This window comes from Polyangium sp. 15x6 (genome assembly GCF_029960785.1).
Taxonomy (GTDB): Bacteria; Myxococcota_A; Polyangia; order Polyangiales; family Polyangiaceae; genus Polyangium.
Map to the genome: position 1 here is coordinate 1 of NZ_JASBQE010000114.1, position 14635 is coordinate 14635.

At 70.2% G+C, this 14635-nt stretch carries 9 protein-coding genes; 5 read left to right on the top strand and 4 right to left on the bottom strand.

Annotated elements, in window-relative coordinates:
* Positions 1-273 precede the first annotated feature (273 nt).
* Both QHF83_RS45240 and QHF83_RS45245 read left to right on the top strand, forming a co-directional pair.
* Complete coding sequence (locus tag QHF83_RS45240) at positions 274-2613, top strand: hypothetical protein (protein WP_282424339.1); 2340 nt, start codon at positions 274-276, stop codon at positions 2611-2613.
* Positions 2614-2655: 42 nt separating this feature from the next.
* A complete protein-coding gene (locus QHF83_RS45245; RefSeq protein ID WP_282424340.1) occupies positions 2656-3528 on the top strand; it encodes a hypothetical protein in 873 nt (290 codons plus the stop codon).
* A 16-nt stretch (positions 3529-3544) separates the two neighbouring features.
* On the opposite strand, the gene QHF83_RS45250 is transcribed toward QHF83_RS45245, so the two are convergent.
* Positions 3545-6142 carry a hypothetical protein gene (locus tag QHF83_RS45250; protein ID WP_282424341.1) on the bottom strand — a complete coding sequence of 866 codons (2598 nt, stop codon included), beginning with the start codon at positions 6140-6142 and terminating at the stop codon, positions 3545-3547.
* Positions 6143-6273: 131 nt separating this feature from the next.
* Between QHF83_RS45250 and QHF83_RS45255 the strand changes: the two genes are divergently transcribed.
* From QHF83_RS45255 to QHF83_RS45265, 3 genes are all read left to right on the top strand, one after another.
* Positions 6274-6831: a hypothetical protein gene (locus QHF83_RS45255; RefSeq protein ID WP_282424342.1), complete on the top strand. Its 558-nt coding sequence runs from the start codon at positions 6274-6276 to the stop codon at positions 6829-6831.
* Between the two features lie 63 nt (positions 6832-6894).
* Positions 6895-8043, top strand: a complete 1149-nt coding sequence (locus tag QHF83_RS45260) for a PAS domain S-box protein (protein WP_282424343.1) — start codon at positions 6895-6897, stop codon at positions 8041-8043.
* A 44-nt stretch (positions 8044-8087) separates the two neighbouring features.
* On the top strand, positions 8088-8483 hold the full coding sequence (locus QHF83_RS45265; protein WP_272422869.1) for a hypothetical protein: 396 nt from the start codon (positions 8088-8090) through the stop codon (positions 8481-8483).
* A 158-nt stretch (positions 8484-8641) separates the two neighbouring features.
* Here the strand turns inward: QHF83_RS45265 and QHF83_RS45270 are convergent, their stop codons facing one another.
* From QHF83_RS45270 to QHF83_RS45280, 3 genes are read right to left on the bottom strand one after another with little or no spacing between them, the layout of a single operon-like run.
* Complete coding sequence (locus QHF83_RS45270; RefSeq protein WP_282424344.1) at positions 8642-9682, bottom strand: hypothetical protein; 1041 nt, start codon at positions 9680-9682, stop codon at positions 8642-8644.
* Between the two features lie 55 nt (positions 9683-9737).
* Positions 9738-12053, bottom strand: a complete 2316-nt coding sequence (locus QHF83_RS45275) for a hypothetical protein (protein WP_282424345.1) — start codon at positions 12051-12053, stop codon at positions 9738-9740.
* Positions 12043-14523 (bottom strand): hypothetical protein, encoded by a 2481-nt coding sequence (locus QHF83_RS45280; protein ID WP_282424346.1) that lies wholly within the window; start codon positions 14521-14523, stop codon positions 12043-12045. Before QHF83_RS45280 ends, QHF83_RS45275 begins: the two co-directional genes overlap by 11 nt.
* Positions 14524-14635: the final 112 nt, after the last annotated feature.

A 14635-nucleotide genomic window follows, 5' to 3' on the forward strand; every position in this document is an offset into this window, starting at 1 on the left:
GCGCGGGTGGCGCGGGCGGCGCGGCCGCGGGCGGCAGCGACGGCGGCGTCGGCGAGTCCGGGAGCTGCGATTGCTCCGTGCCGGGACAAACCGTGCCCGCGGGCGGCGCGACGGCGGCCTTCGGGCTCCTCGCGCTCGCGGCGCTCCGGGGCGCGCGGCGTCGCGGTCGTTGATTCTCGCCGGACCGCCTCCGCGGCGTGGCATATTGGTTGCCACACCAGAGAAAAGTGCCGTGGGCCGAATCACCGACCCGAGGCAAATCGCGGAGGACCTATGCGGTCTCGCCCTTTCCGTACCTCGCTCGCCCTCCTCGCGCCTTCCTTCGTCCTCGTCGCCGCCGGCCTCGTCGCCTGCGGCGACCCGGTGCGGCCCGTCGTCTCCTGCGAATCGCTGAACTGCACCCCGGGGCCCTGGATCCACCGGCTCGAGGCGCCCCCGGTCGAAAAGCTCGACCTCCTCCTGGCCCTCGACAACTCGCGCTCGATGGCCGACAAGCAAGCGCTGCTCGCGAGCGCGGTGCCCGACCTCGTCCTCCGCCTCGTGAACCCGCCTTGCGTCAGCCCCGAGGGCGTGGCGGCCCAGCAGCAGCCGGACCATCCCCTCGATCTTTGCCCGGCGGGCACCTCGCGCGTGATGCCTCCGGTGCTCGACATCCACATCGGCGTGCTCAGCTCGAGTATCGGCGGCCACGGCGCGGATAGCTGTCCCGACCTCGTGCCCGACGAGAAAGCCTGCGCGGGCCAGGCGAACACGACGAACAACGACAAGGGCCACCTCGTCGCGCGCCTCGACGCCTGCGGCGGCGCTCTGGCGCCGACCTACGAGGATCGTGGATTTCTGGCCTGGGATCCGGCGCAATCGCTCTTGCCGCCCGGCGAGGAGGACCTCGCCACGCTCGGCGCGTCGCTCCGGGACATGGTGGCCGGCGTCGGGCCGATCGGCTGCGAGTACGAATCGCAGCTCGAGAGCGTGTATCGGTTCCTCGTCGACCCCGACCCATACGCGTCGATCTCCGTCGTCAACCACCGCGCCACGCCCGAGGGCACGGATACGGCCCTCCTGCAACAACGCAAGGCGTTCCTGCGGCCCGACTCGATGCTCGCGATCGTGCTGCTCTCGGACGAGAACGATTGCTCCATCAAGGAATACGGACAGTTTTACTACGTCGGAATGGGAAAACGCCCGGACGGGACGGACGTGCGTATGCCGCGTGCGCGGAAGGAATGCACGATTGATCCGAACGATCCTTGCTGCAAATCCTGCGGCCAGGACCCGGGCAGTTGCCCCGAGGAGGCCGCGTGCATGGGACCCGACGGCCAACCCGCATTGCTCGCGCCCGAGGAGGACGACCCAAACCTCCGGTGCTGGGATCAGAAGCGCCGCTTCGGGATCGATTTCCTCTATCCGGTCGATCGATACGTGAAGGCCTTCTCGTCGGAGGAGATCCAGAACCGCGCCGGGGATCTCGTTCCGAACCCCCTTTTCACGGACCCCGATCCGAACGACGGCGTCTGGCAGACGCGCGAACCCCGGGACGTGTTCTTCGCGGGTATCGTCGGCGTGCCCTGGCAGGATGTCGCGCGTGATCCGACGGACCTCGGAAAGGGCTTGAAGAGCGCGGCCGAGATCGAAGCGCCGCTCGACGCGGCGGGCGCCACGACGTGGGACGTGATCCTCGGTGACCCCACGAATTACGTGCGCCCGCTCGATCCCCTGATGATCGAGTCCGTCGCGAAACGCGCGGGGACGAACCCGATCACGGGCCACGCCCTCGTCGACGCGAATGCCCCGACGAAAAACCCCATCAACGGGCACGAGCGGACGATCGCCGGGGACGACCTGCAATATGCGTGTATCTTTCCCCTGCCGAAAGGGCAGGAGCGCGATTGCACGGACGAGACCCTCCCCGGGTGTGATTGCAAAGCCACGGACAACGACAATCCCGTCTGCGCACCGAACCCGATGGCCGGCGGCGCGCCCACGTTGCAGGTCCGCGCGAAGGCCTATCCGAGCCTCCGGCAGCTCGCGGTGATGAAAGGTCTCGGCGAGCAGGCCGTCGTGGCGTCGGTTTGTCCGGCGAGCATCGAGGACGCGAGCGGACCCGGCGCCGGGTATCGCCCGGCCGTGGACGCGCTCCACGCGCGGATGACGAGGGCCTTCGAGGATACCTGCCTGCCCCGGAGCCTCGAGGCCGATCCGGAGGGCGGCCTGCCGTGCGTGGTCATCGAAGCGCGGCACGTGGAGGGAGGCGCGTGCGCGTGTGATCCGTCAGAGGGGCGGGGCGAGATCCCGCCGGAGCACGCTCCGCTCGTCAACCTCGTCCTGAGCGACCCACAAGCGCACCGCGAGCAGTGGAATTGCCTCTGCATGGTGATGCAGGCCGAGCAGGGCGCGGCGCGGACGGCTTGCCAGGAGGACGTCTCCGATCCGCCGCTCGCCAATGGCAATCCCGTCCACGGGTGGTGTTATGTCGACGCCGCAGCGTCCCCGCCCCTCGGAAACCCGGAGCTCGTCTCGACCTGCCCGGAAAATCAAAAAAGGCGGATCCGCATCCCCGCGAGCACCGGGCTCGGCTCCCCCGGCAGGATGTTCTTCTCCTGTTCCGCGAATTGAGTCGGGCTTGAGCCCCCGTGCGGGCCCTGATACGGTCCGCACGTGCGGATCCTCTCGCTCCTCGTCGCCACGATTCCCCTCGTCTCCCTCGCCGCGTGCGGCGCGGCGCAGAACCACGCCGTCGAGCGCAGCAGCCCCATGAGTCCGCCGCCGGGCGAATCGGCCCTCTGCAGCCCGCTCCCGAACGAGCCCGCAAGCCAGCGCGTCGTCGCCCTGCCGGCCGCCGAGCGCGAGGCGCTGGAGAAGCGGCTCGAGGAAGGTCCCGTCGCCGTGAAGCTCGAAGGGTGCAAGCTCGTGGTCGTCGAGGCGTGCGAGCTACGCGCCTCGGCGCAGTACGAGGCCGCGGCGGAGGATGGATCGTTCACCCTGTCGAACGAGGCGGACGTCGAGCGCGAAGTGCCGCTCGGCAAAGGTCGGCTCGGCACGGTCGTGAACGGCGGACGGGCGATCAAAGTAAAGCTCGCGCAAGCGGGTCGATTCACGTTCGGCGGCGCGACCGCGACCCCCGAGGCCACGCAGGCGTGCAAAGAGGCGACGCACGTCGTTCGTGGATACACGATCGGCGCATTCGAGGTGGCCGAGTCGGCGTCCGGCGCGCCGGTGGAAAAGGCCGGCGACACGGAGGCGTGCGCGAAAGGCGCGGCGAATGCGACGACGCCGCCCGCCGGCTGCGGCGCGCTCGTGTCGATTGACCTCGTGGCGCTGCACATGGGGGACGACGACGCGCGAAGGGTCGAGCTGCAAAGGCCGCCGTCCCCGATCACGGGAGAGGCCAGGGCCGCCGAGGGGTCCGATGGCTTCGTGGGCGGCGTCGATCGCGACGCGCCGGCGCGAGGCGCGTCCGAAGGCAAAGACGGGGGCAAACCCAAGCCCGGGAAGCACTGCGCGCCGAACGACCCGCTCTGCGCCTATTGATCCGCCTTCGCGGCGCTCACTTGCCCGACGGGAGCTTCTTCCGCAGGTCGGCGGCGCGCTTCATCGGCAAGAGGTCCGCGTCGGCCCGGGGCCAGAAGGCCGCGAGCGCGTCGAGCGTCGCCAGGGCCTCCGTCGTCGCGCCGCGCTTCTGCCGAAGCTCCGCGAGCCGGACGAGGCCGTCGGCGATATAAGGCCCGCAGAGCAGGTGCATGTCGAACACGCGTTTCCCGCATTTCTCTCGCTCGGCGAAGATCCGCTCGTAGGCGCGCTCCGCCTCGGCGAGCTTGCCCCGGAGCTCGAAGGCGCGGGCTTGCAGGTGCATTCGCCGGAATCGCGGCAGGTTGCCCCGCGCCTCGGGCGCGTCCGGAATGACGACGTCTTCCTTCCGGGCGACGGCGACGGCGTACACGAGCTCGTCGTTCCCGCCGGAAGCGAGGCGCTTGAGCTCGGCGAGCTCGGTCTCGGCGCGGGCGAGGTCCCCCTTTTCGAGCGCCATCATGCCCTTCAGGCCCTTCAGCATGATCTTGGCCCGCGCCTCGTCGGTCTTCGCAAGCCCGAATCCCTCCCAGACGTTCGATAACCTGGCGAACTTCGCCTCGGCCTGCTCGAAGCGGCCGAGCACCACGTCGGCGTACGAAGGCAAGAGCACGCAGCGAAGGAGGGTGCCTTGTTTGCCCTTGTCCACCGCGAGCGCGGCGGCCTCCTGGATCAATACGTCGGCCTCGCGCGCGCGCCCCTCGCGCAGGAGCACGAGCGGATGCGTGCACATGAACGAGAGCTTGTCGTCGATGTTCTTCGTATCGAGCAAGGTCTGGCGCTCGCGCGCGAACTGCGCCTCGTCCTCGCTCTTCCCCGTCGTCAAAAGGGAGAGCGCGTAGGTCACGTGGGCGGCGAACGGCCCGCGCCGGGCGATCGCCTGTTCGAGGTCGGCGCGCGCGGCCGCGGTCTCGCCCATGCGCATCCGCACCATTCCGCGCTGCGCCAGGATCCAGGAGGAAGCGCCCTGAATTTCGAGCGCCTTGCCCACCTCGGAGAGCGCCTCCGGGTATTTCGCCGCGTCCATGTAGAGTGACGACGCGAGGACGTGGGTGAGCGCGTGCCGGCCGTCGATCGCGCGGGCCGCTTCGTACCGCGCCACGCCCTCCGGCACCGTCCCTCGATACATGAAATAATAGGCGACGAAGAGGTGTCCCAGGAAAAACTTGGGGTGTTTGGCCCGGAACGCCTCCCAGGCCACGAGCCCCTTGGCGGCGTCCTCGTCCGACAGGTCGAGGATCGCGACGAGCTCGGCGTCGCGGCCGGGGGCGCCGCGGACGAGCCCGATCGCCTCGTCGAGCTCGCGCGTCGAGTCCTCGAAATGGTTCTGCAATGCGCCGACCATGGCGAGCCCCACGTGCGGCCACAGCTCGCGCGGCGCCTTGTCCCGCACGGTGAGCAGCGCCGTCTCCGCGCCGTACACGTCCGCCTGGAGCAAGCTCTCCATCCCGCGCCGGAACTCCGCCTGGAGGGCAGGATCCTTCGAGATCGTCGGGATCAGCTCCTCCTCGACCGGGGCGGCGGACGCGCTCGCCGCGACGTCCGCGGACGGCTTCGCCCCCGAAGCCCCCTTCGTACCGAGCCAAACCCCGACCCCGCCGAGCGACAGCACCACGGCGCCGATCACCGGAAAAAGCCATCCGGGCCGCGAGGTCTTTGGCGCTGCAACGGGTTTTTCCTGGCTCACGGCCGCCGCGACTTTTTCCTCGGCCTCCCCTGCCCCTTCGGCCGGGCGCGGCGCGGACGGCTTGCGGGACCCCGGCCCGGACGGCCGTTTGTCCCCGCCCGCCACGAGCGCCGCGACGTCGGCGTCGAGCGAGGGAAACGCGGCCGCGAGCGCCTTGCTCTTCACCACGTCGCCGCTCGCGTAATCGAGGTACTCGGCCGCGTTGCGATATCCATTGAAGAAGAGCGCGCGCTCCCGCTCCTCGCCGCCCTCGAAGACCACCCACGGGTGGAGCGACGCGAAATGGCCGTCGTTCCGGAGGTACACCCGCCCAGGCAGGATGTCCTCCCCCGCCTGCGCCGCGCCCTCGCGCTCGGACGCGAGGCCTTCGAGCCGCACGATCTGCGCCTTTCGGTCGCCGTCCGCGCCGATTTCCACCTTCTCCACGAATACCAGCACCGAATCGATCGGGAAAAACACCCCGGCACGCCACGCAGGTTCGATCGCTTCCAGGAAGACCCGCGCGGCCTCCTGATTGAACGCGTCGTTCCGCGTGGATCCGTGCCCGATGACCTTGTTCCGGTACGCCGGCAGGAGCGCGAGCAGCTTCTGTGCGTTCGTCGATTTCGGCGCCTGCCGGCTGTCGGTCCCGACCTCCGCGAGCAGCGCGTGCAGCGCGAGCAGCGCCGGATCCGTGAGGCTGCCCGGCCGCGGCGGCATCGCCTTCACCCAGTGCCCCGTCGAGGGCATGCCGAGCGTGCTCACGTCCGCGGGCGGCTCGGCCGCGACCGTGAGGCGGATGCTCGCCTCCCAGGCGTAATACGAAGCGAGGTGCTTCCGGGTCGGGTCCGTGGCGTTGCGCGCGCGTCGAACGAGCGCCGCAATCGGCAGCGGCAGGGGCGGGGCGGCCATCGCCGGCCACGCTAGCACGGCAGGCCAGGGCCACGGAACGCGCTTTCGTGGTTTGCGCGGGCCGAGCCGTCGCTTCCGTCTTCCGCGCCCGGCCCCGTCCGGGTTACGATGATTGCTTCGAGGTCCTTGCCATGAAACGACGCGCGGATGGGCGCGAGGAAACCCGCGCGCCGCGCCTCTTGCGCCAGCCTTTTTATTGCGAGGAGAACGTCTGGCACCTCTGCCAGGAGCCCGCGCTCGCGGACAAGCGGCGCGACGTGGTGTTCATCTCGAACGCCGAGCGCGCCTGCCCCATGTGGTCGCAGAAGGCTGGCCGAGGCAAACCCATCGTCTGGGATTACCACGTCGTCCTGCTCGCCCGGGATCCGCCGGAGATCTGGGACGTCGACTGCACCCTCGGCGCGCCCTTGCCCGCGATGGAGTGGCTCCGCGGGTGCTTCCACCCCGGCGTGCCGCCGCCGTACTTGCCCTCGTTCCGCATCGTCCCGGCCGATCTCTTCGTCCGGACGTTCGCCTCGGATCGCTCGCACATGCGGCTGCCGGACGGTACGTTCCAGAAGCCTCCGCCGCCGTGGCCGCCTGTAGGTGCGGCAAGCGTGCCCTCGAACCTGATGTCGTTCGTCGACGTGACGCGTCCGTTCCACGGCGAAGTGCTCTCGCTCGCCGCGTTCGTCGCGCGCGTCGGCTAGCCAAGGGCCGCGGTGTCGGTATATGCTCCCGCCCGAGGCTGCTTGGGTCCCCCGTAGACGCCGATGGGAACAGACGATCGTGACGACGGACGACGAGACTGGCCGCCCCCGAGCGCGGGGCCGCCGAGCGACGCCGGTCTGCGCGAGGCCGTCACCATGCTGCGGCGCCTGCGCTCCGGCGATCTCGTGTTCCCGAGCCGCGAGCGCGGCGGGCTCGTCGGCGAAATCCTCCGCGAGATCGAGGCCCTCGGGAGCAAGGTCCTCTCCGAGCGCAAGTCCGAGGACGAGCGGATCGCCACGCTGACGCACGTGGTCGTGCAGCTCGCGGCGCTGAACTTCGACGCGCGCGCCGCCATCAGCCCCGCGAACGACAAGCTCGACGGGATCGCGGCGGGGCTCAACATGCTGCGCGAGGAGCTGCAGAGCTCGACGGTCTCGCGGACCTACCTCGACAGCGTCTTCGCCTCGATGGCAGACGCGCTCGTCGTCGTCGACGCCGCGGGCCTCGTGCGGACCGTGAACCGCGCGACCACGGAGCTGCTCGGCTTCAACGATCGCGAGCTCGTCGGCAAGCCCGTGAGCACGCTTTTCCTGGAGGAGCACGATCCCGCGCAGATCCTCGCGCTCCACGGGCACGAGATGCAGTGTTTGACGAAGTCGGGCGCGGTCATCGAGGCCTCGGTGTCGACCTCGCCGCTCAAGAACGGCAGCACGATCGAGGGTTTCGTCTGCGTGCTGCGCGACATCACGGATCGGAAGCGCGCCGAGGAAGAGCGCATGCGCCTCGAGGAGGCGATCCGCGCGAAGAACGATCTCATCCGGACGATGAGCACGCCGCTCATCCCGATCACCGACGAGATCGTGGTGATGCCGCTCGTGGGCACGCTCGATCAGGAGCGCGCCGATCAGGTGATCGAATCCCTCTTGCGAGGCATCGCAAAGGCCCAGCCGCGCGTCGCGATCCTCGACATCACGGCCGTGCCCGTGGTGGACGCGGACGTGGCGAGCACGCTCGTCCGCGCGGCACACGCGGCGCGTTTGCTCGGCGTGGATGTGGTCCTCACGGGCCTGCGCGCCGAGGTGGCGAAGACCCTCGTCGACATGGGGCTCGATTTGCCCGGTGTCAGGACGTGCAGCACGCTGAAGAGCGGCATTGCGCTCTCGATGAACGGCAAGGCACAGAAGGCCGAGGCTCCCAGGAGAAGTTCATAATGGTTTCGAGCGACGTTCCGGGCGAGATAGAGACGCGAGGCGCCGTGCTGACGTACGACCCGCGCGGATTCGTCAAAAAGGTGACGAAGGACGGAGCGGAATACACGCTGCAGGACGCCGAGGAGGATTTCGAGGCGGCCAAGAAGCTCGGCGGCGGGCAGCCGCGCCCCCTGCTCGTGGACGAGCGAGGCCTGCGCGGCGCCGATCACGCGGTACGCAAGTTCTGGGTGAGCCCCGACGTCCCGGCCGTCTGCAAATGCGTCGCGGTGATCACGGGCAGCTCGCCCGTCAGCAACATGATCGGCAACTTCGTGATCACCGTCTCGAAGCCCGCCGTCCCGACGAAGCTCTTTGCCTCCGAGCAAGCCGCAATGCCGTGGATCGAGTGGTTCCTCGACGACGAGCACGATAGCCCGCCGCCGTCGATCCGCTTCCGCTGAGGGGAGTTCATTCCACAGCGTATCGCCGGGGTTTCACCCCGGGCCCGACCAGGGGCTCTTCGCCCCTGGACCCGCTCCGCACCAGGGCACAGCCCTGGACCTCAGGTACATCGACCGCGTTGCGGTCGATGTAAAACGCGAAAGGCCCGGCCCGCCCGTCATTCCGCCCGCCGCGCCTCCGCTGCGTGCTTTCGTGCCGCCGCAACGCAAGCCTCTCGTTTCGTGAAAAACGCCGGCCACGGGTCGCCCGAGGTGTCTTCGAAGACGAGCTCGGCGAGCGCGCGGTTGATCCGCGGGATTTCGGCGGAGACGGCGTCCACAGGGCAAGCCGCGCACGCGGGGAGCGCCTCGCCTTCGGCCGGCCCCCTCCGCCCCCGGGCGACCGCGATCCCAAAGGCATGGCCTGGCTCGTGGGAATGGAGCTTCGCCACGAGGCGCGTGCACCGCGCGCAGGCGCCCACACCACCGTCGGCCTCCGCACACGAATGCTCCTCGAACACCATGCACACGGCATGCGCGGAGACGCGCGTCGCGCCATAAAGGATCGCGTCGTCGCGAATCTCGAAGAGCGCGCCAGACGGAGACCACGCCGAGCCGAACGCTGACATCGATTCGGTTTTCTGGCCGCGCGCGTCCGTCTCTATCGTCCGGTTGTGCGGCCCCGAGAAGGTGACGTTCCGATCGAGCACGAGATACTCGAAGGAGCCGGAGCGCACGAGCGTCGGGCGGCCCTCGCCGCCGTCTGTCGGAACCTCGGCATGGAGGGATTCGGGGGACACCTCGAACACGACACGCCGGCAGAGCCTCTGCGCCGCCGGGACGTCGTGCTGGAGTACCTCTTCCGGGACGAACAGCGCGAGCGTGGGGCCGGCTTTTAGGAACCTCGAAAAATCCACCGGCGTCGTGCCGCTGCGAAGGTCCTTTAGCTCGGGCAGGTGCGCGCGTGCGTACGCGAGGCGCTCGGCCTCGGGGAGTGCCGTGATGCGCGCGAGCTCCGGATCCTCGACCGGGGTCGCCTTCGGCGCGGCCAGGACAGCGGGGTCGGCATCGCCGCTGTCGGGCCCCGCTTCCGAGGGACCCGCGTCGTCCACGGGCGGCGCCGCGCCTCCCACACCCGGGGACGGCGCGCCGGCGCACGCCGCGACGGCGGCGGCCACGAACGCCAGAGAGGCGAAGAGCGGCGGGAGGGAAGTACGCATGCCCGAGGCAGATGGTATCCGCGATCGCCGCCGGACGCGAGGAGGACCGACGTGCTCAGCCGGACAAAAACGCCTGCACGAGCTTGCCGAACCGGTCCACGAAGAAGCCGGCGACGGCGAGGAAGCCGAGCGACAGGAGAGCGACGCGCGCGGCGAGGGACCGCGAAAAGGTTTGTCGCCGAAAGAAGGCCTTGATGCGCCCGGGCAAACGCACGGCGAGCTCGACGAGCGAGACGCGAGGTTTTCCCGAGGCCGCGCGATTGCGCCCGGCGCGCCGGTGAAGGAACGAGCCGATCCCCGCGAAGAGCGCGAGCACGAAGGCGAACTTCAGCGGGAGCAGGAGATATGCCCGGACGAACGGGACGCGGGCGCGGACGACGGTGCCGGGGCCGACCCAGTACCGCACGTGCGATTTCTCCGTGCTCGCGGCGATGAGCTCGGTCCACGTGGGCGCGACGGCGGGGGCCGCGCGCTCTTCGCCTTCCTCGGATTCGTTCCAGCGGACGGCGCGCTTCAAATGCGGCGGCTTGTGCCAGCTCGCGGCGCCGGCATAGACCTCGGCGGGGACGTCGGTCCGCAGGCCGAGATATTCGTTGTGGGCCGGCAGGTAGAGCCGCCATCGCCATGCGGCCGCGCCGAGGTCGAGCGCGGGGAGCGCGAGCTCGGGCGCGCCGAGGAGGCCGAGCGCGGGCAGGCTCGATTCGAGCACGATGTCGAGCGTGATGGGCTCCTCGTGATCGGCGCCGCGCGAACGTTGCAGTGGCAAAAGGAGCTTTCCGTCCTCGCCGCGGCTCGGCCGCGCGGGCTCGCCGTCGAGGCGGACGGCGCGGACCTCGGTGTTCGGCGGCAAGCCGAGCGCGAGGCTCGGGCGCGAGGCATTCCGGAGGACGACGCGCAGATCCGTGACGAGCTTGCCCTCGGCCGCGAGGACGCTCGTCGCCTCGACGACGTCGATCGCGCCTTCTTCGAGCTCCTGCTCGGGCAAACGCTCGACGGAGAGGCCGAGCGCGGGTGACGCCGCGTGATAACGATACGCGTCGAGAATCGGGCTCACCGCGCTCGCGCGCGCCTCGGTCGGCAGCTCGGGGACGGCGACGGCGACGAGGCCCTCGCGCGAGGTCACGCCGATGCGCATCTTGCCCGGGACCTCGACGGCGAGCCAGCCATGCTCGCGCTCGACGCCGAGGCAATGCGGCAGGCGCGCCATCACGCGATCCTTGCCGGCGCCGCCGCGCAGGCGCAGGCGGAGCGAGAGCTCGTAGGTGCCCTCGATCGGGAAGGCGGTCTCGCCGCGGAGGAGGAGGCCATCGTCTTTGCGTTCGGTCGTGGAATGGAACGCGCCTTCGCCCTCCGCGGAGACGACCTCGACGCCGTCGGGGAGCGCGACCTCGAACGATTGCATCGCGCCGCGGAGAATGGTGTAGCGGACGACGGTGAAGAGCTCGACGGCGCGCTCGTCGATGCTGAGGAGCGAGACGGTCTCGGCGACGGCGCGCGCGGCGCTCGGAGCCTCGCCGCCGCCCACGTCGCGGAAGCCGACGACGCGGATCTCGGTCGTGGGCGCGAGCGTGGCGCGCGCGGTGGTGCCGCCACGCTCGGCGCGGACCTCGCTCACGACGGCGCCGTCGAAGCGGGGCGAGAGGCCCTCCGAGGGCAGGCGGATCGCCACGCGGGTGCTCGGCGTGCGCGCCGATCGAAATGCGTATTCGATGGATCCACGCCCGCCGCGCGGGCCCACGAGCAAGGAGAGCTCGAGGGTCACGACGCCTTTGCGTTCGGTGACCCAGACGTGATACCCGGGCCTGCGCGTGACGCCGATGGGCTCGCCGTCCGCGGTGGCCGAGACGAGCGCGACGTCGTCGCCGACGAGCGGCACGAATTTGAGCCCGTCGCCGGCGAGCGTGACCACGAGTTTTTCCCGGAGCGCGAGCACGCCGCCCTCGACGTCGCCTTCGTATGACGCGGCGCCGAGGACCACGGGCGCCGCTGCGAAGGTCGCGCGGGTCTTCCGGATGCGCGCGGCGCGGCGGGCGAGCTCGGTGTATTCGGCGAGCGGAACGGTCGCGGTGCCGCCTTCCGCCGCGGGATCGGCCGCGTTCGCCTCGGCCTTCGACTCGCCCTCGGCCGGCGGGGGCGCGTTGAGCTTCATGACCTCGTCGAATGGGGTCGCGGGGGCCTCGGGCGATTTCTTCGATTCGGCCTCGTCGCCCTCGCTCCCCTGCCCTTCCTCGCTGCCCTCGCCTTCGGCCGCCTGGGCCTCTTCCGAAGCCTGTTCGCCGTCGCTCTCCTCGGCCACGGCGTGCGTGGCCACGAGCGACGAGAGCACGAGCAGGAGAAGCGCAATCAAAGCACCCGATCGATTACATTGCATGACGAGACCTCCGCCGCTCCGCGAGGATTCGCAGGCGGAACCACGCGCCGGAGAGCAGCACGAGCGTGGCCAGGGAGAGGAGCATCGGGCGAGTGGCGAGCTCGCCGAGGAGCCAGGAAAAACCCGCGGCCGCGACGAGCCTGCGGGCGGTGATCGCCCGGAAGAAGAGCCACGGCGCGCGGGCGAAGGCACGCGCGAGGCGGCGGGCGCGAGGCCACGCGCGGCGCGCGAGCGCGAGAAGGAGCGCGAGATCGAGGCCCCAGAGGATCCGGCGATGAATGCCGGGGACGAAATGGGCGAGGCAAAGGAGGAGGACGAGCGTGGCGACGAGCGCAATCACGGGCGCGCGTCCCCGGCGGCGGAGCGCTATGGCGGCCGCGACGAACACGGCCGCGAGCGCGCCGTGCCGGGCCCACGAGAGCAGGCCGTTCGACGCGTAGACGACGGTGATCTCGGGGACTTCGCGGCCGAGGAGGATGCGGCGGAAGCGATATCGCTCGCCGACGAGGGGGAACTCGGTCAACGCGGCGAAGGGCTCGCCGCCGCCCGTGGCCTCGTCGTTGTAGATGGCGCGGCGCTTCTGGAGGATGTTTTCGTATCCGCCCGCCGACGCGGTCGAGACGCCGAGCGCCGTTTGCAGGTACCATTGCAATCGGCGGAACGGGTCGTACTTGATGCGGGACGCTTGCCGGAGGTTGCCCCGGAATTCGAGGGGCTCGTGCGAGGACGGGAAGTAGACGTGCCAGACGGCCTTCGTGGTGTCGACGTCGAGCCCGGGGAGGCGGAGTTTTTCCAGGCCGAACGCGCCGAGCGCGTGGAGGGGGCGCTCGTAGGCGACCTCGATGACGAAGAAGGCTTCTTTCGTGGCCTCGGCCGCGGCGGGGATCTCGAGGCGCGTGTCTTTCGCGAGGGCGCCGCTCTCCGGGATGACGTCGCGGTTTTTCGTGACGATCCGCTGCCAGGCGGAGGGGTCGGCGTAATAGAGGTTCGCGACGTCGCTCAGGGTCTCGCCGGCGCGCACGACGTGAATGCGGGTCTGATCGGCGGCGAGGCGCTCGCTCTGGCGGAGCGGCAAGAGGAGGCGCTGGCCGAGCAGGGCGGGACGCACCTCGCGGCCGTCGATGAACGAGCGCAACGGGCGCGCGCCCTCGGGCAAGGAGAGCTCGACGTATTGCCGGCCGTCATTGCGGATCCGAAGCGCGACCTTCGTGCGTTCGGTGCCGTCGCCGAGGACGACCGTGGACGCCGAGAGCTCGTCGACGACCGTGCGCGCGAGCTCGAGCTCGGGCAAGGGCGAGGCCGAGAGCACGATGCGCGGCGCTTTGTCGAATCGATAACCGAAGAGCACGGGGCCCGTGCCGAGCGCCTGCAGCTCCTCTGGAATCTCGCGCGGGGCGAGGCGCTCGGCGGCCTCGACACCGCGCGGATCCAGGCGCAACCCCGGCGGGCCGAGCACGCCGAGCGAGCCCACGGTGGGAATGGGCGCGGACGGCAAGGGCATCACGAGCTCGATGGGCGCCTGCGGCTGGTTCGCGAGCTGGAAATCGACGCGAATCCGCGCCTCGTCGGCGACGAGGTGACGAAGGAGGACGACGAGGACGCGGCCGTCTTTTTCGGTGGTGAGGGGATGCCATTGCAGGACGGCGTCGCCCTCCACGCGCAGGACCTCCACGCCTTGCGGCAAGGAGAGCCGGATCGAGTCGGTCTCGCCTTCGAGGACGTGGAGGTCGATCCGGCTCTGGCCGGTGACGAGGGCCTCGCTGACGCGGAAGAGCGTGTGCTCGCGGGCCTCGATGCGGGCCTCGCCGCGCGGCTCGCTCGCCTTGCTCTGTTTCCAGGACAAACGCAGCTCGCCGCTGCCGTCGAGGTGGCCCGTGACCACGGTATCGCCGCCTTGCTCGGTGAACGAGGCGAGCGCGCCGCCGGCGAGGGTCGGCGTGATGCCCCGCTCGGCGATGCGCGCTTCGAGCGCGACCGGGCCGCCCTCGGGGAGCGAGAGGTCGAGCGTGCGGGTGAATCGCTCGGTCTCGCGGCCCCAGTGGAAATCGACGGTGAGCTCGTGGCGGCCGGGTTGATCGAGCGGGAGGGCATATCGCTCGCCGTCTTCGAGCAGCGCGGCCGGCTCGCCGTCGAGCGTGACCTCGCCGAGGACGGCGCGATGATCGAGGACGGGGACGCGGACGGGGCCGCCGGGCAGGACATCGAAGCGGGCGACGAGGCGGCCGGTCCAGAGGCCTTTGCGGAAGCGGCCCTCGATTCGCCGCGAGACCCAAAGCACGCCTTCGGGGGCGCGATGCGGGGGCGCGGGCGCAGCGATCTGGTCTTCGAGGGCGCGCCACCGTGATAATGGTAGGGTTACGGTGCCTTTGGATTCTTTCGATTCCGGCGGCGCGGCGACCGCGAGGGCGCCGAGGCCGAGGACGAAAAAAAACACCGCGAGAAGGAGGATGGCGTCACGCGGGCGTCGCATGGGGGCGCGAAACGCCGAACGAACGAGACGCATTCCAGGGACGAACCTTGACAGCCGGACGGGCCGGCGACTACTCCTGCCCTCGCGAGCGCGCTGCGCCGCCGGAGGAGCC